The organism is Aeromonas sp. RU39B (genome assembly GCF_900156095.1).
GTDB lineage: Bacteria > Pseudomonadota > Gammaproteobacteria > Enterobacterales > Aeromonadaceae > Aeromonas.
On sequence record NZ_FTMJ01000020.1, the window covers coordinates 1 to 21657 of the forward strand.

At 58.3% G+C, this 21657-nt stretch carries 20 protein-coding genes and 1 tRNA gene; 14 read left to right on the forward strand and 7 right to left on the reverse strand.

Features of this window, described 5'->3' with window-relative positions; all coding sequences use genetic code 11:
* Positions 1–166 precede the first annotated feature (166 nt).
* From BW958_RS19215 to BW958_RS19225, 3 genes are all read left to right on the forward strand, one after another.
* Positions 167–243 (forward strand) — tRNA-Asp (locus BW958_RS19215).
* A 473-nt stretch (positions 244–716) separates the two neighbouring features.
* Positions 717–1358, forward strand: coding sequence for a sigma-70 family RNA polymerase sigma factor (locus BW958_RS19220; RefSeq protein WP_218641786.1), 642 nt, complete (start codon positions 717–719; stop codon positions 1356–1358).
* Complete coding sequence (locus tag BW958_RS19225; protein ID WP_076577525.1) at positions 1358–1564, forward strand: zf-HC2 domain-containing protein; 207 nt, start codon at positions 1358–1360, stop codon at positions 1562–1564. Before BW958_RS19220 ends, BW958_RS19225 begins: the two co-directional genes overlap by 1 nt.
* Before the next feature lie 34 nt (positions 1565–1598).
* Here BW958_RS19225 and BW958_RS19230 read toward each other — a convergent pair whose 3' ends face one another.
* Genes BW958_RS19230 through BW958_RS19245 form a run of 4 tightly spaced genes read right to left on the reverse strand, consistent with a single transcriptional unit; the run spans position 1599 to position 4091 of the window.
* Positions 1599–2093 carry a DoxX family protein gene (locus tag BW958_RS19230; RefSeq protein ID WP_076577526.1) on the reverse strand — a complete coding sequence of 165 codons (495 nt, stop codon included), beginning with the start codon at positions 2091–2093 and terminating at the stop codon, positions 1599–1601.
* Positions 2090–2872: an HvfC/BufC N-terminal domain-containing protein gene (locus tag BW958_RS19235; RefSeq protein ID WP_076577527.1), complete on the reverse strand. Its 783-nt coding sequence runs from the start codon at positions 2870–2872 to the stop codon at positions 2090–2092. The genes BW958_RS19230 and BW958_RS19235 overlap by 4 nt, the downstream gene beginning before the upstream one ends.
* Positions 2859–3779 carry an MNIO family bufferin maturase gene (locus BW958_RS19240; RefSeq protein WP_076577528.1) on the reverse strand — a complete coding sequence of 307 codons (921 nt, stop codon included), beginning with the start codon at positions 3777–3779 and terminating at the stop codon, positions 2859–2861. Before BW958_RS19240 ends, BW958_RS19235 begins: the two co-directional genes overlap by 14 nt.
* 12 nt (positions 3780–3791) lie before the next feature.
* Entirely contained in the window at positions 3792–4091 is a 300-nt protein-coding gene (locus tag BW958_RS19245) for a BufA1 family periplasmic bufferin-type metallophore (RefSeq protein ID WP_076577529.1), read from the reverse strand.
* A gap of 956 nt (positions 4092–5047) precedes the next feature.
* On the opposite strand from BW958_RS19245, the gene arcA reads away from it, so the two are divergent.
* The 6 genes from arcA (at position 5048) to BW958_RS19275 (ending at position 11316) form a co-directional block, all read left to right on the forward strand.
* Positions 5048–6268 (forward strand): arginine deiminase, encoded by a 1221-nt coding sequence (gene arcA, locus BW958_RS19250; RefSeq protein ID WP_076577530.1) that lies wholly within the window; start codon positions 5048–5050, stop codon positions 6266–6268.
* A gap of 61 nt (positions 6269–6329) precedes the next feature.
* Complete coding sequence (arcC, locus tag BW958_RS19255; RefSeq protein WP_076577531.1) at positions 6330–7256, forward strand: carbamate kinase; 927 nt, start codon at positions 6330–6332, stop codon at positions 7254–7256.
* 49 nt (positions 7257–7305) lie between these two features.
* Positions 7306–8310: an ornithine carbamoyltransferase gene (gene argF, locus BW958_RS19260; protein WP_076577532.1), complete on the forward strand. Its 1005-nt coding sequence runs from the start codon at positions 7306–7308 to the stop codon at positions 8308–8310.
* Between the two features lie 120 nt (positions 8311–8430).
* Positions 8431–9834, forward strand: a complete 1404-nt coding sequence (locus BW958_RS19265; RefSeq protein WP_076577533.1) for a YfcC family protein — start codon at positions 8431–8433, stop codon at positions 9832–9834.
* Between the two features lie 113 nt (positions 9835–9947).
* Positions 9948–10436: a GNAT family N-acetyltransferase gene (locus tag BW958_RS19270; RefSeq protein WP_076577534.1), complete on the forward strand. Its 489-nt coding sequence runs from the start codon at positions 9948–9950 to the stop codon at positions 10434–10436.
* 4 nt (positions 10437–10440) lie between these two features.
* Entirely contained in the window at positions 10441–11316 is an 876-nt protein-coding gene (locus tag BW958_RS19275; protein ID WP_076577535.1) for an AraC family transcriptional regulator, read from the forward strand.
* Between the two features lie 42 nt (positions 11317–11358).
* Here the strand turns inward: BW958_RS19275 and BW958_RS19280 are convergent, their stop codons facing one another.
* On the reverse strand, positions 11359–12261 hold the full coding sequence (locus BW958_RS19280; protein ID WP_076577536.1) for a DMT family transporter: 903 nt from the start codon (positions 12259–12261) through the stop codon (positions 11359–11361).
* A 166-nt stretch (positions 12262–12427) separates the two neighbouring features.
* On the opposite strand from BW958_RS19280, the gene BW958_RS19285 reads away from it, so the two are divergent.
* From BW958_RS19285 to BW958_RS19305, 5 genes are all read left to right on the forward strand, one after another.
* Positions 12428–13978, forward strand: coding sequence for a sensor domain-containing diguanylate cyclase (locus BW958_RS19285; protein WP_076577537.1), 1551 nt, complete (start codon positions 12428–12430; stop codon positions 13976–13978).
* Positions 13975–15114, forward strand: a complete 1140-nt coding sequence (locus BW958_RS19290) for an endonuclease/exonuclease/phosphatase family protein (protein WP_076577538.1) — start codon at positions 13975–13977, stop codon at positions 15112–15114. Before BW958_RS19285 ends, BW958_RS19290 begins: the two co-directional genes overlap by 4 nt.
* A gap of 49 nt (positions 15115–15163) precedes the next feature.
* Positions 15164–17026: an ATP-binding protein gene (locus BW958_RS19295; RefSeq protein WP_076577539.1), complete on the forward strand. Its 1863-nt coding sequence runs from the start codon at positions 15164–15166 to the stop codon at positions 17024–17026.
* Positions 17023–17514, forward strand: a complete 492-nt coding sequence (locus BW958_RS19300; protein ID WP_076577540.1) for a response regulator — start codon at positions 17023–17025, stop codon at positions 17512–17514. The genes BW958_RS19295 and BW958_RS19300 overlap by 4 nt, the downstream gene beginning before the upstream one ends.
* Positions 17515–17575: 61 nt before the next feature.
* Positions 17576–19504 carry a DNA topoisomerase III gene (locus tag BW958_RS19305; RefSeq protein WP_076577541.1) on the forward strand — a complete coding sequence of 643 codons (1929 nt, stop codon included), beginning with the start codon at positions 17576–17578 and terminating at the stop codon, positions 19502–19504.
* Between the two features lie 32 nt (positions 19505–19536).
* Here BW958_RS19305 and BW958_RS19310 read toward each other — a convergent pair whose 3' ends face one another.
* A complete protein-coding gene (locus BW958_RS19310) occupies positions 19537–20892 on the reverse strand; it encodes a TrkH family potassium uptake protein (protein ID WP_076577542.1) in 1356 nt (451 codons plus the stop codon).
* Positions 20889–21542, reverse strand: a complete 654-nt coding sequence (locus tag BW958_RS19315) for a potassium channel family protein (protein ID WP_076577543.1) — start codon at positions 21540–21542, stop codon at positions 20889–20891. The genes BW958_RS19310 and BW958_RS19315 overlap by 4 nt, the downstream gene beginning before the upstream one ends.
* Positions 21543–21657: the final 115 nt, after the last annotated feature.

The following is a 21657-nucleotide window of genomic DNA, read 5'->3' on the forward strand; positions in this document are numbered from 1 at the left end:
CCTGTATCCTTGCCGAACACAGAAGTGAAACGCCGTAGCGCCGATGGTAGTGTGGCAGATGCCATGTGAGAGTAGGACACTGCCAGGCACCCAATAAGCGATTACGCGGATGCGTAATTGGTCTACGCGAGTGGACAGAGAAATTAGCGAGAAGCTAACCGAATGCGGAGCGGTAGTTCAGTCGGTTAGAATACCGGCCTGTCACGCCGGGGGTCGCGGGTTCGAGTCCCGTCCGCTCCGCCACATTAAAAACAAAAAGCCTAGTCTTGCGACTGGGCTTTTTTTGTTTTTAACGCGGCGTCGCTGGACGACGTGAGGACGTCGGACTGATGTCCTTCGCTTCCAGCCGCTGGCGCGGCTGCCACTCCGCCAACATATTGAAGCCCTGAGGAAGCCCTCAGGGCTTTTTGCTTTGCGGACGACGTTAGGAAGTCGGACTGATGTCCTCCGCCTCTAGCCGCTGGCGCGGCTGCCACCTCGTCTCTGAATTAAGCCCTGGGAAAGATCTCAGGACTTTTGTCTTCGTGTTGCTCTCATTATTTTAATTTCCAAAAGTCGATATACCGATCCGCTCTGTTTGTATCTTGTCCATTCGATGAAATTGAGTACTTCTGCACTTAAAAACGTGGGCGCCCTCATTCTCAGAATGTGATAGGTGACTTCTTGGCAATGTCATGATTTTCTTGAGATCTAGCGATTGAACAGGAGGCGCAGGGATGGAGGAGAGAGGTCCGCAGGAACCAACATCCCGTGTCGTGATGTCGGAGTCTGCCAAAGGAGCCAGCGAGCAGGAGATCATTGATCTGCGTGAGCAGATGCTGCGGTTTGCCCGCTTGCAACTGAAAGACTCTCATCTGGCGGAAGATGCGGTGCAAGAGGCTCTGATTTCGGCCTTACAGGCACGCGAACGATTTTCCGGACGTTCATCGCTGCGGACCTGGGTGTTTGGCATTCTGAAAAACAAGATTGCCAATCAGTTGCGGCAATCCCCTCCCTGGATAACGCTGAGCCAGATGTCGGGGGCGGGGGATGATGAGCAGGACGATCAGGCTCTGCTGGATCAACTGTTTGACCATCATCATCACTGGCAGCCGGCACAGCGTCCCGTTCGCTGGAATCAACCGGATGCCCACGTCGAGGATGGTCACTTCTGGCGAGTATTTGAAGCCTGTCTGGAGTATCTGCCGGATGCACAGGGGCGAGTCTTTATGATGCGTGAGTTTGTGGAGCTGGAAACGTCGGAGATCTGCGCAGCCACCGGAGTTAGCGTCAATAATCTCAACGTGATGTTACATCGTGCTCGCTTGCGGCTACGCCATTGTCTGAAATCGAATTGGTTTGAACAGGAGACGACGTGATGAATTGTGTACAGGCCACCCGTTTACTGTCTGAAGCCATGGATCGTCCGCTGACCTGGCAGGAGCAGGCCCGTTTGAAAGTTCATCTGGCCATATGCACTGGCTGTCGCCAGTTTGGTCAACAGATGCCGGTTTTGCGCCGCATCAGCCGTCTCTATGCTGAAGGAGAAGGCAGTGAGGCCGGCGCTGGAACAAAACATGAATAAAAACAAAGAGCCAGCAATCTGCTGGCTCTTTGGCTTAAGCGGCCTGATAACCAAGGCGCTTGGCTAACCAATGGTCGATGGAAAGCCAGCCGGGACCCCGAAAGATCAATATCAGCAATGCAGTTGCCCAGATACCGTGGGTGGGGTAGGCATCGGGATAAACAAAGATTTCGATGACAGCAGTCATCACTAATAATCCTGCCGCGGCGATCCGGCTTCCCATACCCAATAACAGCATCAGTGCCAATACATGCTCAGCCATTGCCGAGATGATGGCGGCGGGCTCTGGCGATAGGAAAGGGAGGCGGTACTCCTCGGCAAACAGATAGGTGGCTGCGTCGTTAAGATGTGGCCATCCCCATTGCCAGAGTCCGGCCAGAGGATCGACCGCAAAGCCAGTGACTTTGGTTTGACCCGAGCGCCAAAACAGCGCTGCCAGCGAGAAACGCGCTAGCATCGCCAGTGGCCAATACGGCGCTTGTGCCAGGTTAGTCGTGAGTTTCTGCCACGCATCGATGATTGCGCTCATGCCGCAACCCCCAGCGCACTGAAAAGCGGCAGCCGAATCCAATAGGCTAACATCTCGATACGCAGTTGCTCATCGTCCACCGGCATCAACGCTTCTTGCAACGATAAGCCGGCAGCAATGCCGTTGAGGGCAAGGGCAGAGCTGGTACTGAGCTCTATCACCGCAACGCCTTGATCTTCGCGGATAACGCAGAGGGTATGGGGGCGCTGTTGTGGCTCGGGGAGGCGCCCTTGATGATCCAGAGAATAGCCGCTGCGTGCCGCATTCTGACTGGCGGCCCACAACGGCAGGATCTCGTATTGAACATCAATCAGCTGCAGCGCTGGATGCAGCCGAGGTTGGCAGCGTGCCAGCTGCTCTTCATCTTCCAGCAAGCTCTGCCAGTCGCTCAGTGACGGCACGGTAGCATCGGCCGCGTGAAAGCTATTGATGTAGGCTCGCTCCAGTCGTGCCATATCGACACACCAATTCGGTAGTTGCCATTGCGTTTGTTCACTCAACCAACTGGGGAAGCTCTCGCCGTAATGAGCCAGAATGGCTGACTGGGGCGGGTGCTGACACAGATAGTCGAGTGCGAGAGCTGAAAAAGTTTCATGTCCGAGATGATCACGCAACGCTGGAAACGTGTCTGCCAAGGCATCACGCAGTGAAACCAGTACATTGTTGCTATAGACCGCAAAGCGCTGCGCCGGGTCTGAGCCATTCCAGCTGGACAGGCCATCCGGTGCTGCGGCTCCTCGGCTGAGCAGCGCATCGCGCCAATCGTCATACCAGCTCATGATGTGTCTCCTGATGCGCGGGATGGTGTGAGCCTTCGGGCCAGCATTCGGCGGCCAACCGAGCTTCATCCAGCAAGATGCTCAGCTCGGGGATATTCTGATCCCACTCAATCAGGGTCGGGATCGGCCCCGCCAACGCAATCACCAGACGATACAGCTCCCAAACTTCATGGCAGACCCGGCGGTCATGGCTGTCGATAAGGAGTGGTGCACCAAGGCTATCTTGGCTAATAGAGTGGCCAGCGAGATGAATCTCACCGATCTTGGCCAGTGGTAATTGACCCAGATAGGCGAAGATGTCGCGGCCATGATTCTGGGCACTGATCCAGGCGTTGTTGACGTCCAGCAGCAAACCACAGCCGGTGCGGGTGAGCACTTCACCAATAAAGTCTGTTTCGCTGTACTCGGTTGCGGCAAACGAGACATAGGTCGCCGGATTCTCGAGCAAAATGGTCTGGCCGAGCGCTTCCTGCGCTTGGTCTACATGGTCACAGACCCGCGTCAGGCTCTCTGCGGTATAAGGCAGCGGCAGCAGATCGTTGAGGTAAGCCGGATGGTGGCCACTCCAAGCTAAATGTTCGGAAAACTGTGCTGCGCCATAGCGATCCATCAAATTGAGTATGGCCTTGAGATGCTCTCGGTCAGGTACGTGAGCACCACCAATCGACATGCTGACGCCATGCACGGACAGGGCGTAATGCTCCCGAATTTGTGCCAAGTGTCGGTGGAAGGGGCCGCCCGCCACCAGATAGTTTTCGGCATGGATCTCGACAAATCCGATGGCAGCCGGCTGGCTGACCAATTCATTGACATGTTGAGGCTTGAGTCCTATCCCGCAGGCCAGCGGCAATCTTGCCGCCGGCCCACAGAATCCGCCTCGTTCAACCTTGTTGTGACGGGTCGGCATTCAGTGTCTCCATTACATTTTTTCAGCGAAGGCTTCCAGCTGACCGTGGCCAGTCGGAGAGGTGGGAGACTTGAGCGTGGTGCAGGTGCCCGCGGTGACAACCTTGAATGCATTACCCTGATAGTCCTTTTTGGCGGTACCGGCACAGGTGGTTCCAGCGCCCGCCTTGCAATCATTTTGTCCCTTGAGAGCGACCCCGAAGCACTTCTCCATGGCCGGTTTATCGGCTGCGTGAGCCGGCAGAGAGGCCAATGCGATGGCACCGGTCAAGGCGAGGGTCAGGGAGGCGGTCAGGTTGCGGATATTGCTCATGTTGTTTTCTCCTTGGATGTTTGGGTTATCAGAAGGCTGTGCGGCCTTCCTGAGGGTCAGTCGCAAGGAGAAGGGCAGTTATTACAGAGCCACAGAAAAATTTTTGGAAAAAAATCGTACGACCGGGAATGGAGGCATGGTCAAGGCGCTGCGTACGGGCGCCAACGGAAGCGGTGCTGTTGTGGGAAGCCGGTTTCTGGGTTTTCGCTGGCCTCGTGAAACGCGCGATAAGGTAATGACGTTTGTCATATATTCATGTGAGTCATCTCACACAAATTCACGGGATTTCATATCCCAGGACCGCAGTGAAAAAAGTGAATTGCAGCATGGTGAATGAGATGGTGTTTAAGGATGAAACAATCAGCATATTGACTGAATAACTATATGGACGTCGATGTTAAATCGCTTTTCAAAAGTGTTAATGGAAAGGGTGTCCGGGCAATTCAATGATCTGGCTCAATAAAATATCTATGCGGGTGCTATGCAGTCGGTGACTATTTATCTTGGTTTATTCCCAGGTGTGAATGTGTGAATATTCAAATATTTGAATAAAAGATGCCGATTTTGTTTTTGTGCAGCATAAGATGATGATTATTAAATATTTTTTGTTTTTGTTCTTGATAGAAAAAACTGAGGCTTTGTGGATGATGTGGCATGTAAAAGAGAGGCTGAGCGCTTTCTCTGCATGGTTAGTCGATTGCCTTTTTCCGGAAAAGTCAGGATTTGCTATCCCTTTCAAAGAATAAAACCAGAAATTATTCACGCCCGTTCTTATGTGATCCCGCTCTATTTTATCGCTGGTTTGCACAGCTAATCTTCGCTGCGAAAGGCAAAGGCAGGATAGAACATAAGCCAAATACCCTACATACGATATATCCCGCCTTCAGCCATCGAGAACGAATGGAAGGACTCTATTCATTCACTCGCAAGGACCATTGCTAGGACGGAATATCGCCATGAGTAAATTCTTTGTCGGTTCTGAAGTTGGCCAACTGCGTCGTGTCATGCTGCACCGCCCCAACCTCAGCCTGAAGCGCCTCACCCCCTCCAACTGCCAGGATCTGCTGTTTGATGACGTATTGTCAGTTGAGCGCGCTGGCCAGGAGCACGACAAGTTCGCCCAAACCCTGCGTGACCAGGGTGTGGAAGTATTCCTGCTCACTAACCTGCTGACTGAAACCCTGGATGTGCCGGAAGCCAAAGCCTGGCTGCTGCAAAACCAAGTTTCCGATTATCGCCTCGGCACCTCGTTTGCCAATGATGTGCGCTGCTACCTGGCTGACCTGCCCCACCGCGAGCTGGCTCGCACCCTGACCGGCGGTCTGACCTACGGCGAGCTGCCCTACAGCGGCGTCAGCATGGTTGTTGGCATGCATGCTCCGACTGATTTCATCATCGAGCCGCTGCCCAACCATCTGTTTACCCGTGACACCTCCTGCTGGGTGTACGGTGGCGTCTCCATCAACCCGATGGCCAAGGCAGCCCGCCGCCGCGAAACCAACAACGTGCGTGCCATCTACCGCTGGCACCCGATGTTCGCCAACCAGGATTTCACCAAGTACTTCGGCGATGAAGAGCGTGACTACGACAACTCCACCATCGAAGGCGGCGACGTACTGGTTATCGGTCGTGGCAGTGTGCTGATCGGCATGTCCGAGCGCACCACCGCCCAAGGTGTTGAGCACCTGGCTCGCGGCCTGTTCAAGCATGGTCAAGCCAAGCAAGTCATTGCCCTGCAACTGCCGAAACACCGCAGCTGCATGCACCTCGACACCGTGATGACCCATATGGACGTCGATACCTTCTCCGTCTATCCGGAAGTCATGCGCAAGGACACCAAGTGCTGGACTCTGACCGCCGAAGGCTCTACCGGCCTGCGCGTGAAGGAAGAAGGTTACTTCGTCAATGCCATCGAGAAGGCGCTGGGTGTGGATCAGCTGAAGATCATCACCACAGGTGGTGACAGCTTCGAAGCCGAACGTGAGCAGTGGAACGACGCCAACAATGTACTGACCGTGCGTCCGGGTGTGGTCGTTGGCTATGAGCGCAACACCTACACCAACGAGAAGTATGACAAGGCCGGTATCAAGGTTCTGCCGATTCCGGGTGACGAACTGGGTCGTGGCCGTGGCGGTGCTCGCTGCATGAGCTGCCCGATGGAACGCGACGCCATCTAATCAAACTCGAACGGGCGCCCGCTGCGGGCGCCCTGGCAAGAATCTGAACGAGACACCAATCATGAACAAACCAACTGTTGTCGTCGCCCTGGGTGGCAACGCCCTGCTCCGTCGCGGTGAGCCGCTCGAAGCCGATATCCAGCGCAAGAACATCGCTACCGCTGCCAAGACCATTGCCCGCATTGCCGAAGATTACAACGTGGTGCTGGTACACGGTAACGGCCCGCAAGTCGGTCTGCTGGCCCTGCAAAACAGTGCCTATACCAAGGTCTCCCCCTATCCGCTCGACGTACTGGGTGCCGAGTCCCAGGGCATGATCGGCTACATGCTGATTCAAGAGCTGAAGAACCTGATGCCGAGCCGCAATGTCACCGCTCTGCTGACCCAGGTTCAGGTCGACAGCGCCGATCCGGCCTTCACCAATCCAACCAAGTTTATCGGCCCGGTTTACGAAGAAGCCGAAGCACAGCATCTGGCTGCCGAGAAGGGCTGGGTGGTCAAGGCTGATGGCAAGTTCTTCCGCCGCGTGGTGCCGTCCCCGCTGCCCCAGCGCATCGTGGAAGGCGACGCTATCGAATCCCTGATTGCCCAAGGTCACCTGGTGATCTGCACCGGTGGTGGTGGCATTCCGGTGACGTGGGATGGCGAGCGCCTGACCGGTATCGAAGCCGTTATCGACAAGGACATGTCTGCTGCCTATCTGGCCAAGCAGATCAAGGCCGACGCCCTGCTGATCCTGACCGACGCCAATGCCGTCTATCTGGATTGGGGCAAGCCGACCCAGCGTCCGCTGAGCGCTACCACGCCGGTTGAACTGGCTGACATCAAGTTCGACGCCGGCTCGATGGGGCCGAAGATCGACGCCTCTTGCGAATTTGTAAAAGCAACCGGTGGCATGGTCGGGATCGGTGCTCTGGAAGATGGCCTGGCCATCCTCAAGGGTCAAGCCGGTACCAACATCATCCCCCAAGCAACTGTAACAGCGTAGTCAAACCTACTGCCCATTGGTCTGAAACAAATATAAGAGAGAAAACATCATGGCTTATAACCTGCGTAACCGTAACTTCCTGAAACTGCTGGACTTCACCCCGCGCGAAATTCAGTACTTCATCGACTCCGCCATCGAGCTGAAGAAGGCCAAATACGGTGGTTACGAGCAACAGCGCATGAAGGGCAAAAACATCGCCCTGATCTTTGAAAAGACCTCTACCCGTACCCGTTGCGCGTTTGAAGTCGCAGCCTTTGACCAAGGCGCCCAAGTCTCCTACCTCGGCCCGAGTGGTTCCCAGATTGGCCACAAGGAGTCCATGAAGGACACCGCCCGTGTTCTGGGCCGCATGTATGACGGTATCGAGTACCGTGGCTACGGTCAGGAGATCGTGGAAGAGCTGGGTGCTCATGCCGGTGTACCGGTATGGAACGGTCTGACCAACGAATTCCACCCGACCCAAATCCTGGCTGACTTCATGACCATGCTTGAGCACGGCGAAGGCAAGCGTCTGAACCAGATGAAGTTTGCCTACCTGGGTGATGCCCGTAACAACATGGGTAACTCCCTGATGGTCGGCGCCGCCAAGATGGGGATGGATATTCGCCTGGTTGCTCCAAAGGCCTTCTGGCCGGAAGAGGAGCTGGTTGCCAAGTGCCAGCGTATCGCAGAAGAGACCGGTGCTCGCATCACCCTGACCGAAAACGTCAAGGACGGTGTGAAGGGCGTCGACTTCCTCTACACCGACGTATGGGTATCCATGGGTGAGTCCAAGGATGCATGGGATGAGCGCGTCAAGCTGATGACCCCGTATCAGGTCAACATGGACGTGATCAATGCCACCGGCAACCCGAAAGTGAAGTTCATGCACTGCCTGCCCGCGTTCCACAACGATGAAACCACCATGGGCAAGGAAGTGGCTGCGAAGTATGGCATGAAGGGTCTGGAAGTGACCGAGGAGGTGTTCGAGTCTGAGCACTCCATCGTGTTCGACGAGGCCGAAAACCGGATGCACACCATCAAGGCAGTGATGGTTGCTACGCTGGGCGACTAAGGTCGCAGTAGTGGTACCGGGGGGAAACCCCCGGTTTTTCCCCATGTGCAGGCGGCATATTACCTCCAACCCTACAACCACGCCGCCCCATGGTCTACCACCGCACTAGGACAAAGAACTATGACAAAATTCAAGTTCCCATCAGCCTACACCATTCTGTTTGTGCTGATCGCTCTGGTAGCCGCCCTGAGCTGGATTGTGCCCGCCGGCAAATACGACATGACCATGAACGAAGCCCTGGGCAAAGAAGTCCCGGTGGCCGGAACCTACAAGCAGGTCGACTCCAACCCGCAAGGGGTGGTGGATGTTCTGCTGGCTCCGATCGATGGTCTCTACAACCATGAATCCTATGAAGCCGGTGCCATTGACGTCGCCCTGTTCATTCTGATCATCGGTGGCTTCCTCGGCATCGTGACCAAGACCGGTGCCATCGACGCCGGTATCGAGCGCGTGACCGACCGTCTGCGTGGCCGTGAAGAGTGGATGATTCCGATCCTGATGGCCCTGTTTGCTGCTGGCGGTACCATCTATGGCATGGCCGAAGAGTCGCTGCCCTTCTACACCCTGTTGGTGCCGGTGATGATGGCTGCCCGCTTCGACCCGGTCGTGGCTGCGGCTACCGTTCTGCTGGGTGCCGGTATCGGTACGCTGGGCTCCACCATCAACCCGTTTGCCACCGTTATTGCGGCTAACGCTGCCGGTATCGCCTTCACCGACGGTATCTGGCTGCGTGTCGGCATCCTGGCTGTGGGCTGGATCATCTGTGTTGGCTACGTCATGCGTTATGCCAAGATGGTGCGTCAAGATCCGAGCCGATCCTTGGTCGCCGACAAGATGGAAGAGAACAAGGCACACTTCCTCGGCAACAAGGGCCAGGAAATGCTCGAGTTCACCACCACTCGCAAGATCGTGCTGGCGCTGTTCGCTGGTGCCTTCGGGGTGATGATCTACGGTGTGGCCGTGCTGGGCTGGTGGATGGCCGAAATCTCCGGCGTCTTCCTCGCTTCCGCCATCATCGTGGGCCTGATTGCCCGCATGAGCGAAGAGCAGATCACCTCCAACTTCATTGACGGCGCCCGTGACCTGCTTGGCGTGGCCCTGATCATCGGTATCGCCCGCGGTATCGTGGTCATCATGGACAAGGGCATGATCACCCACACCATCCTGCACAGTGCCGAAGGCATGGTGACCGGTCTCTCCACCGTGGTGTTCATCAACGTCATGTACTGGCTGGAAGTGGTGCTCTCTTTTCTGGTGCCGTCCTCTTCCGGTCTGGCCGTACTGACCATGCCGATCATGGCTCCGCTGGCCGATTTCGCCAACGTCAGCCGCGATCTGGTGGTGACTGCCTATCAGTCTGCCTCCGGTATCGTTAACCTGGTGACCCCGACTTCCGCCGTGGTCATGGGGGGTCTGGCCATCGCCCGCGTCCCGTACGTGCGCTGGCTGAAGTGGGTGGCCCCGCTGCTCGGTATCCTGACTGTACTGATCATGGCGTCCCTGAGCCTGGGTGCTGTGCTGTAACGCTAAGATGTTGATACAAGAACCGGGGCTATTGGCTCCGGTTTTTGTTTTTCTGCCCAGGGGTGTCAGCTGAATGCATTTGCGGCATGATGATGGCCATCAAGGAGGGATTCATGCAAATCGAGATTCGCCGCGCCGAGCAGGAAGATGCTGCTGCCTTGCGCGATCTGTACGCCATGCCGGGTGCGCAAAGTGGCACCTTGCAACTGCCTTTTCCATCGCTGGTTATTTGGGAACAACGCCTCACCCCGCGCGAAGGTCACACTGTGCTGGTGGCCGAGGCGGACGGTCTGTTAGTGGGTAACCTCAGTCTGCAGGTCGAGCCCAATCCGCGCCGGCGTCATGTGGCCCATATCGGGATGGCGGTGCGTGATGACTGGGCGGGGCGTGGTGTCGGCAGCCGGCTGATGGCCGCCGCGACCGATCTCGCCGATAACTGGCTGGGCCTGCGCCGCCTCGAATTGACCGTTTACGCCGACAACCTGGCGGCGCTGGCGCTTTATCGTAAAGCCGGTTTCGTCGAAGAGGGGCGGGCGCGCGCCTTTGCTCTGCGTAACGGCGAGCTGGTTGATGCGCTCTATATGGCGCGGCTGCGGGACTAGCCAGATGGTTGACTATCTGCGCCGCTTGCGACCGGCTCTGCGTGCCCTTGAGCAAGATCCGGGCGCGTCGCTGGAGCAACTGGCGAGCCTCTCATGTCTGTCGACCTACCATTTTCACCGGGTGTTTACCGCGGTGACCGGCGAGGGGCCGGGGGAGATGGGGCGCCGGCTAAGACTGGAGCGAGGCGCCCGCACTCTGCGCAATACCCAGCAGAGCATCACCTGCATCGCTCTGGAGGCCGGTTTTGCTAGCTCACAGGCGTTTACCAAAGCCTTTCGCCGCCATTTTGGCATGACGCCGCTGGCGTTTCGTCAGGCGAGCGCCGAGCAAATTCGCAAAATTGGACACACGATGCGCAAGGCCGGACACGCTGCCATTACGGGGTCGGAGTATGGTGAAGATCTCTTAACCACAAGGAGTTTCACCATGAGAACCGAACAGTTGACCGACCGAACCCTGGCCTATATCCGGGTCACCGGCCCCTATGGCGTGGGGTATGACGTGGTCTGTTCCCGGCTCTATCAGTGGGCAGCCGCCCGCGGTCTGGCTGATGGCGAGTGGGTGTTTATTTATCACGATAACCCGGAGATCACCGACCCGGCGCAATGTCGCACCGATATCGGGGTCACGGTCCCGGCGAGCACAGGCGCAGAGGGGGAGGTGGAAATTCAGGTGGTGCCGGCGGGCCGCTATGCCCGCTCCCGCTTCGTGATTACCGATCGCAGCGAATACGGTGCGCGCTGGCAGGATCACATCAACGATATCGTGGCGGCCGGTCTTGAGTTTGATGAGGTGCGCCCCTGCTTTGAGCTGTATCACAGCTCGAGCAACGATCCGGTACGCGATGACGTGAGCTTCTACTCCAGCATTGCGGGTTGAGCGCCAAAAGATGCAAAGGGCGCCTGTTGGCGCCCTGCTTGTTTACCCTTCGCTGGATGGTGCCTGACTACGGCGAGGTGATAGCCAGCGCGGCAATTTCAGCTGGGAGATCAACATCCCGGCCAGCATCAGGGCACTGCCCAGCATGCCGCGGCTGTCCAGATGCTCTCCGAGCAGCAAGACTCCACCGATGGCGGCAAACACCGTCTCCAGACTGAGGATGATGGCAGCGTGGGCCGGATGGGCGTTGCGTTGTCCCAGCACTTGCAGGGTGTAACCGACCCCGACCGAGATCAGTCCGGCGTAGAGCAGCGCTTGCCAGCCAGCCACGGCGCCGGCCACGGTCGGGATCTCCAGCATAAAGGCCACGCACAGGCTCAGTGCGCCGCACACCACAAACTGGGTGGCAGCCAGTTTGATCGGTGCCACCCGGCTCGAGTAGTGATCCAGCACCAGCAGGTGAATAGCCCAAAACAGGGCGCCAGCGACTTGCAGCAGGTCACCAATGTTCATGGTAAACGACTCGGTCACGCTGAGCAGATAGAGCCCCGCCAGCGCGATGGCGGCGCCTACCCAGGTGTTGGTTCCGGTCTTGTGGCGCAGTAGCAGTCCGAGCAGCGGCACCAGAATGATATAGAAACCGGTGATAAAACCGGCCTTGGCCGCGGTGGTATAAAGCAATCCAACCTGCTGCAGCGACGCGGCAGTAAACAGGATCAGACCGGCCCACAGACCACCACGTAGCAGCTCACTGCGCTCACCAGCCGGGGTCGGCGCCGAGCGACGACGCAGCCAGAAAATCAGCGGCAGCAGAGAAAGGGCACCGAGCAGAAAGCGCAGGCCATTAAAGGTATATGGACCCATGTGATCCATACCGAGGCGCTGGGCAACAAAGCCCATCCCCCAGATGGCGGCGGCCATCAGTAACATCAGATTGGATTGCATCTTCTCATCCATGACGGGCAAAACGTGCGGTCATCGACCTGCTTGCCCAGTGTGTCAAAAGATCCATTATGCCCCGATCCGGCCGGTTTTGGACAGGCTTTGAAAGAGCCTGTTATGCTTCACACACGCCCAGTCGGGGGAGTATACGGGAGATGTGCGGGTTGCCATGAGTCGACAAGAGAGCGCCTGGTCCCTGGCAAGACGGATGCGGCTGGCCCTGTTGCTGTTGTTTGTGCCGGTGCTGCTACTGGGGTCTATCTATTACCTGCATTTGAGCTCTGAACTGGAAAAAGAGCTTAAACAAGATTTGATGGATCAGAACCGTCGCATTCGCACTGTCTATGTCACGCCCTATCTGGACAACCTGCAACGGCAGTTCAATCTGCTCTATGAGCGTCTCGATTACCGGGATTTTCTGGCGGCCGATCCGCAGATAATCCAGCGCTATCAGGTGGACTGGCAATTCTTCTTCTCACTGCGTAGCGACCTTAAATATATCTATGTCGGCACCGAGCAGCGGCGAATGTTTATCACGCCGGCCTGGGTCCCGGATGAGCAGTTTGATCCCCGCTATCGCCCCTGGTACCGGCTGGCTCAAGCGCATCCTGACCAGACCGTCTGGGTCCCGCCCTACTATGACTACCTTAATCACGATCTGGTGATGGGCATGTCGCGGGCACTGCTCGATGAACACAAAAGGGTGCGCGGTGTGTTTGCTATCGACTTTGCGCTCAACCGTCTCTCCCGGGTGATGGAAGTGCCCGGCACCCACATGCGCAGCATGCAGATGATAGTGAACCGTAACGGACAGCTGGTGGCTCACCCCGATGACGCCCGTCTGCTCAAAATCATGGAGTATCCCAACTGGTTGCCTCGGCTGCTGGGCCAGGAGGGACAGTTTGTGGACCAGCAGGCGCAGTACTATGTCTCCTATCTGACGCTGCCCCTGCAGGACTGGATATTGATCAGCGTGTTGCCTACCGCCGAGTTGGATAGTATCAAGCACACCGCGCTGCTCAATGTGTTCTACATGGTGGCGCTCTCATCGCTGCTCTATCTGTTGATGGCGCTGATCTGGTCGAGCTATTTTCGGCGCATGCTGGCGGAGCTAAGTGGCGTAATCCGCTCGGCCAGTGGCGATAAAGAAGCGCCGCCACGCACCGCCATGCGCGAGCTGAGCCATGTCTATGCCGAGCTCGATGCAGTGGGTCAGGGTTATGAGTTGGCGCGTCAGCAGGCCAATCTGGATCGATTGACCGGCCTGTATAATCGGCACTTTTTTGACGAGCAGTTGCAAGCGCTGCTCGAGAGCCGGCATCCCTTCTACTTGGGCATGATCGATCTCGATCACTTCAAGCTCATCAACGATACCTATGGCCATCAAACCGGGGATACCGTACTGCGGCGCGTGGCCACTACCGGCATGGCCCTGTTCAGTCAGCACGGTTGGTTCTGCCGTTATGGCGGAGAAGAGCTGGTGGTGATGCTGCTGGTGGACAACGAGCAGCTGGCACTGGCCATGATGGAAGATCTGCGCCAAGAAGTTGCGCTGCTGCATTGGCGTGAAGGTGGCCTGCGGGTGACGCTCAGCGGTGGGCTGGTGCGGGTGCAGGGCGGCGGTCTGGAGTGCCTGCAACGGGTGGATGCGCTAGTCTATGCCGCCAAGCGGCAAGGGCGTAACCAGATCGTCCACGAAGGGGATGGCTCGACACAATGACGGAACTTGGGCATGACCGCGACAGCGTGCGCGTCGCCACCTTTAACGTTGCGCTGGATCGACCGGCGGCGGGTGATCTCACCCGTGAGTTGCTGCAGGGTGGCTCGGCCCAACTGGAGAACCTCGCCGAGATCATCCAGCGGGTGCGCCCTGATATCCTGCTATTGTGCGAGTTTGACCACGATGGTGAGGGGCGTGATGAGCGCGGACTGCATGCCTTCTGTGACCGCTATCTGGCGCAGAGCTGGCATGGCAGCACCCCCATTCATTATCCGGTACGCCGCCTGCTGGCGACCAATACCGGCGAGTTATTGCCGTGCGATCTCGACGGTGACGGGGTGATTCGTGCCCCGCGAGATTGCTTCGGTTTTGGCGATTTTCACGGTCAATATGGGATGGCGCTGCTCTCGCGCTTTCCACTCGATGACGCGCGGGTTCGCAGCTTTCGCCACTTCCCCTGGGCGCGCATGCCTGGTGCCCGTCTGCCACGGCGCTGGTCACCCCCATTGCGCGAGCTGATGCGGCTCTCATCAAAAAACCACCTCGACCTGCCGTTACTCGTCGGCAGTCAGGTGTTGCATCTGCTGGCCATGCACCCGACCCCGCCGGTGTTCAACCCCATTAATCGCGCCCGTAATCATGACGAAGTACGGCTGTTTTATGACTATCTCGATGGGGCCGACTATCTGGTGGATGATGCTGGCCAGGTGGGTGGATTAGCACCGGGCGAACCGTTTGTCCTGCTGGGGGATTTCAATGCTGACCCCTGTGATGGGGACGGAGAGCGCAGCATGATTCGGCGTCTACTGACTCATCCGAGAGTGCAGGGTGGCACGCTGGAAGGGGCACGAGTTCCCCGCTCTGGCGGAGGACTGGCATTTGCGGCAGGGCGACCGCCAAGCCGTGGTGAGCCGGCCTACTGGACCCAGCTTCGTCCTCTGCGGCTCGACTATGTGCTTCCCTCGCGCGAATGCCGCTGGCTGGATAGTGGCGTGTTTTGGCCAGCGCCGGGAGATCCCCTGCGTTATCTGTGTGAGAACGCCGATGGTGAGGAGGGGAAGCGGGTCTCATCGGATCATCGGTTAGTGTGGATCGATCTGCAGCTGCCTCACGCTGTTAACCAGTTCGCAAAATAACTACCTCTTTATTGATATATTTGGGTCAGATTCATGCCGGAGTCTGACCATGCCAACCTTTGCCCTGCTCTGTCTCAGCCCCGATCCGCAGCTGCGTGAACAGTTGTTGATCGACCTGTCATGCTTGCGATCCCACTTTCTGCTGCTGGCAGCCGCGACACCGGCAGATGCGGATCGGCAACTGGCAGCCCTGCAAAGTCAGGGGCAGGCTCCTGCCGTATTGATTCACGACGGGCACTGGCCACAAGAGGTAGCCCTTTTGGCCCGCTCTCACGCGCCATGCCGTCTGCTTGCGCTGCCCGAACACCGATTGCAGGCCGATGAGTTGCACCGCACCGTCACCGGGCTGGCCAGCCAGTTTGTCATGGCGCATCCGCAGGCTGACCTGCTCGACTATGTGCAGGTGCTGGATCAGCGTTCGCTGGTGGAGGCTCATGTCGATCGCAAATTGGCCGAGTACCGCGAAGGTTTCATGGATTACACCCATGACAGTGACGAAGCGGTGTCACAGCAGGTGCTCGACGGATTGCTGCGCTTTTTTGCCGAGCGTGACGAGGGGCATGCCTGTCGGCGCTATAGCCCGGGCCATGTGCTGACCCGCGAGGGGGAGCGCAACGATTTTCTCTGGCTGATTGCCAGCGGCGAAGTGGTGCTACGCAAGCGCGACGAGAGCGGGGTGGAGCAAGAGGTGGTGCGCTATCAGGGCGGGGCGCTGGTGGGTGGTATGTCGTTTGTGACCGGTGAACCGGCGTTCACCACCGGCATCACGCTGGCGCACACCGATGTCATTAAACTCGACAAGCGCCTGTTTGCCGAGGTGATGGGTAGCCAGAGCGATCTGCTGCCGGCGTTTACCAACCTGCTGCTGCGTCACTTTAACCGTCGTCTGCAAAACAGTATCAACACCAAGATGGAGCTGCAGCGTACCCTGCACTCACTGAATGAAGCCTATCGTCAGTTGGTGGAGAACGAAAAGATGGTGATGCTGGGCCAGCTGGTGGCTGGGGTGGCCCACGAGCTGAACAACCCGGTGTCTGCCATTATTCGGGGGAGCGCGACGTTAAGCGAGTTGATCCCGGATCTGGTCAATCTTGATCTGCAGCCTGAGCACAAGACGCTTGGTAATCTTACTTTGTGCCGGGCGATGCAGGTTCAGGCGCTATCGACCAGTGTCCAGCGCGAGCGGGCACGGCAGGCAGAAGGGCGTTTTGGCGACCGGCAGCAGGCCCGGTTGGCGGTGAAGATGCGGCTGGATGATGAGGTGAGCTGGCGCGGCTGGTTCTCTCTGCTCAGCGGCCCCGAGCGCGACGCTTTGTTGTCGCAGCTGGAGCAGTTCCACGAGGCCGGCATGTTCCTGCGCAATATCGAAGTGTGTGCCCGCCGTATCGGCGACCTGGTGCGCAGCCTGAAACAGTATGTGCGCGAAGATAGCCGGGCCCCAGTATTCAGCGATCTGCATGAGGGGCTGGAAGATACCCTGATGATCTTTGAAAACCGGCTCAAGCAGCATGAGGTGGTGCGCGAGTATCAGGATCTGCCGCACCTACGTTGTTACCCGGGTTCGCTGCAACAGGTGTGGACCAACCTGCTGGCCAATGCGCTCGACGCCATGACCGAACCCGGAACACTCAGCGTGCGCACCGCGCAGCCGGAGCCCGGCTGGGTCACGGTTGAGATTGAGGATTCTGGCTGCGGCATTGAAGCCGAGCGGCTGCCGCATATTTTCGAGCTGAACCACACCACCAAACGGGAAGGGCACTTCGGGCTGGGCATCGGCCTGAGCGTCTGCCAGCAGGTGGTGCAGCAACACAGAGGGAGAATCGAGGTGAACTCGACTCCGGGCCAGGGAACCTGCATGCAGGTGTGGCTGCCCCTGGGTGGACCAGACGACAGTGAAGAGGACAAGGCATGAATAAACCCTATCTGATCCTGTGCGTAGATGATGAACGCGAAGTGCTGGATGCCGTCATGCACGACTTGGCGCCACTGCGCAGCCGTTTTGAGCTGGAGGGCGCCGAGAGTGCTGAAGAGGGGATCGCCGTGATTGAAGAGTGGGAAGAGGAGGGCGGCCAACTGGCCCTGATCCTCTGTGACCATATGATGCCCGGCATGCAGGGGGTCGATTTTCTGATCCAACTGAACCGCCGCAGTTTGACCAAGGCCAGCCGCAAGTTGCTGCTGACCGGTCAAGCCGGGCTGGAGGCGACGATCTCGGCGATCAATCAGGGCGGGCTCGATTACTACCTGGCCAAGCCGTGGCAGCCAGAGGAGCTGCGCCGGGTGGTGCGTGAGCAACTGACCGGTTTTGTGCTGAGTCAGGGGGTTGAGGTGGCGCTCGGTTATGCCGCCCTGCTCGATAGCGAAAAGGTCTTTCGCGCTGTGCACGATCAGCCGATCTGACTTGGTATCCGGCCGCAGGGTTAATATACTGTTTGCATATACAGTATGCGAGTAACCCGTCATGCGACTCTTCATTGCCGAGAAGCCCAGTCTCGGGCGCGCCATTGCCGATGTGCTGCCCAAGCCGCACAAGAAAGGGGATGGTTTTATCGAGACCGGGCAAGGTGACATTGTCAGCTGGTGTATCGGCCATCTGCTGGAGCAAGCCGAGCCGGATGCCTACGATGCGTCTTTCAAGCAGTGGCGGATGGAGCATCTGCCGATCGTCCCCGAACGCTGGCAGCTCAACCCCAAGGCCAAAACCAAGGGGCAGCTGGCGGTGCTGCGCAAGCTGATCAAGCAGGCCGATGAAGTGGTACACGCCGGAGACCCTGACCGGGAAGGGCAACTGCTGGTGGATGAGGTGATCGACTACCTCGGTTACCCAAAAAGCAAGCCGGTACGCCGTTGTCTGATTAGCGACATGAATCCGCCCGCCGTGCGCCGGGCCGTGGAGCAGCTGCGTGATAACCACGAGTTCGTGCCGTTGGCGGTCTCGGCATTGGCGCGCACCCGCGCCGACTGGCTGTATGGCATCAACATGACCCGCGCCTACACCCTGGTGGGCCGCAAAGCCGGCTGCGATCAGCTGCTGTCGGTCGGCCGGGTGCAGACTCCGCTGCTGGGGCTGGTGGTGCGGCGGGATCAGGAGATTGCGGCCTTTGTGCCCAAGCCCTTCTATGAAGTGCTGGCCCATTTGCGCAGCGCCGCTGGCGAGCCGTTTAGTGCTAAATGGCTGCCGTCAGAGGCCTGCCTGCCGTGGCAGGACGAAGAGGGGCGAGTGCTCAATCGCAAGCTGGCCGAGAATGTGGTCAACCGTATTCAGGGCCAGAGCGGAACGGTGGAATCGGTTGACGAGAAGGCCAAGAAGCAGGCTGCGCCCCTTCCTTACAACCTCTCCAGCTTGCAGATCGATGCCGCCAAGCGGTTTGGCATGGATGCCAAGCGGGTGCTCGATATCTGTCAGGCGCTTTATGAGCGGCACAAGTTGATTACCTATCCACGTTCTGACAGCCGCCATCTGCCGGCTGAGCACTTTGGCCGTGCCGGACAGGTACGCCAGGCGATTGCCGTGACCGCGCCGGCCCTGGCCAGCGCAGTGGAGAAAGCCGATGGGCGGCTGCGCAGCAAGGCATGGAATGACGGCAAGGTGGAGGCGCATCACGCCATCATCCCGACCGAGAAAAGCGGTAATCCGGCCAGCCTGTCAGCTGATGAGGCCAAGGTGTACGCGCTGGTGGCCCGTCAGTATCTGATGCAGTTTTATCCACCGTTTGAGTACAACGACAGCAAGGTGCTGGTGCGCATTCAGGGTGGCCTGTTTGAGGCGAAAGCGCGCCGTATTCTTAAAGCAGGCTGGAAGAGTCTGCTGGGTGTCGAAGAGGATGACGACGAGGAGCAAGCCGGCACGCTGCCTGCCCTCAAGCAGGGCGACATCGTGCAGTGTGAACGTGGCGAGTTGCTGGAAAAAGTGACCCAGCCGCCCAAACCTTTTACCGATGCGACCTTGCTGGCAGCCATGACCGGGATTGGACGTTATGTGCAGGACCCGGAGATCCGCAAAATCCTGCGCGAGACCGATGGGCTGGGCACCGAAGCCACGCGCGCCGGGATTATCGAGCTGCTGTTCAAGCGTCGCTTCCTGACCCGCCAGGGCAAGAGCATCAAGGCGACGCCGACCGGGCAGGCGCTGATCACCGCGCTGCCGCAAAGCGCCAGTCGCCCGGATATGACGGCGTTGTGGGAGCAGTCACTCGGGCGGATCGGTGAGCGTCAGGAGAGTTATCAGCACTTTATGGGGCCGCTGGAGCAGCAGTTGCGCCAGCTGATCGAGGATGCCCGCACCAGCGATGGCGGTGGGTTTCGCGCTCTGCCCAAGAGTGAGGCTCCCAAGCGCCGTTTTACCCGGCGCAAGAGCAGTGGCAGCAAACGACCGGCGAAAGCCGCCTGAAAGTAGCGAGGGCCCGTGGGGCCCTCGTTGCTTTAACCGGTGTAAACGTTCTCTTCCGGGTAGCGAATTCGGCTCTCGGTCGGACGCGCCAGCATAAAGGCCAGCGTTAAGGGACCAAGACGGCCGCAGATCATCACCAGCACCAGAATGACCTTGCCAATTGGCGTCAACGAGGAGGTGATCCCGGTGGAGAGCCCCACAGTGGCGAACGCTGACACCACCTCGAACATGATCTTATCGAACGGCAGTTTCTCGGTGATCATCAGCAGGAACATGGCGACAAACAGCACCATGGCACTGACGATGATGATGGCCAGCGAACGGGTTACCGCCTGCGCCGAGATCGTTCGGCCAAAGGCCGAGGTGTGCGGCTGTTTGGTCAGAAAGGCGCGGGTTGCCAGAATCACCACGGCGAAGGTGGTCACCTTGATACCACCACCGGTGGAGGAGGTTCCGGCACCGATAAACATCAGCGCCATCATGAACAGCAGTGCCGGCGCCGTGAAATGACCGATATCCACCGTATTGAAACCGGCGGTGCGGGCGCTGGCCGAGTGGAAGAACGCCGCCAGCATCTGGTGGCCGAAGCTGGCACCGGCCAACGTCCCGTGGTTGTTGTGCTCGAGGGCCCAAAACACCAGCGTCCCGATCAGCAGCAGCAACGGGGTGCCGGTCAGCATCAACTTGCTGTGCAACTTGAGCCGGCGCCAGCGCCGTTGACGCACTACATCCATGATGACGCTAAAACCGATACCACCGAGGATCAGCAGGGCGCAAATGGTCAGGCTGATCAGTGAGTCATCGCGATAGTCCATCAAGTTGTTGGCAAACAGCGAGAACCCGGCGTTGTTAAAGGCCGACGCGGCATGGAAGAAGCTGACATAGACGCCATGCTCCCAGCCCATCTCCGGTACCCAGCGGATCGCCATCAGGGCGGTGCCGATCAGTTGGGCGATAAAGGCGAACAGAATGATCCGCTTGACCAGCCGGACTATGTTGATGGAGCCCTCCTGACCGAGCGCCTCTTTGGCCAACACCTGCTGGCGCAGGCTGACCCGCTTGCTCAGCAGGGCCAGTAGCAGCACCGTCATGGTCATCTGACCGAGACCGCCAATCTCCATCAGCAGGATCAGAAATATCTGTCCCTGCAGGGTAAAGACGGTGCCGGTGTCTACCACGCCAAGACCGGTCACGCTGATGGCCGAGGTGGCGGTAAACAGGGCGTCGATCACCGTGACCTGACCGTTGTGGCTGGAGGGTTGCACCAGCAACACGGTCCCGACCAGCAGGATAATCAGGAAACTGTTGAGGATGAGCTTGGCTTCACTCCAGCGGGACTCATCCTGCTGCAGACGGAAGGCGAAGCTGCTGCGCCAGCGACCGGTCATAGGGTGGAAAGCCAGTGGTCGATGGCGTGCTTGTTGCCGGCCAGGATCAGGATGTCACCCAGTTGCAGGTCCATCTTGCCGGTCAGTACGTTGTGCAGCACCTCACCGCGCTTGAGTGCCAGCAGTTGGAACTGGCTCTGTTGCAGCAGATGCAGATCGCCCAAGGTGCGGCCATTTTGCTGCAGACCGATCACGAATTCGGTCAGCACCATGTCGTGGCCCAATTCGAGATAGTCAAACAGGCGGTTGTCGAGCATGCTCTGGGCCACCCGGCGTCCCATGTCCCACTCGGGGTTGATGACCTTGTCGGCCCCCACTTTCTGCAGGATTTTGGCGTGGAACTTGTCCCGAGCCTTGACCCACACCTTCTTCACGCCCGCCTCCTTGAGAACCAGCGTCGTCAGAATGCTGGTTTCGAGGCTGTCACCGATCGCCACAAAGACGATGTCGTAGTCGGCCAGACCCAGTTCCGCGACCGTGGCTTCGTCAGTGGCGTCGGCCACAATAGTGTGGCTGCAGAAGGTGGCCACCTGACGGGTCTTGGTCTCGTCGATATCGATGGCCAGTACCTGAGCATCCTGATGCTCCAGCTCTTCACACAAGGCACTGCCAAAAAGACCCAGCCCGATCACGGCAAATTGGCTGTTCATAGGGATTCCCGCTGAATTGGAAACGATTACTTTAATCCAGGTAAGGATACAGGAAAAGTGGACGCAATTTTTCCGCGACCAATCATTTGAGGTAGACTGACGCCTCTTTCGCACT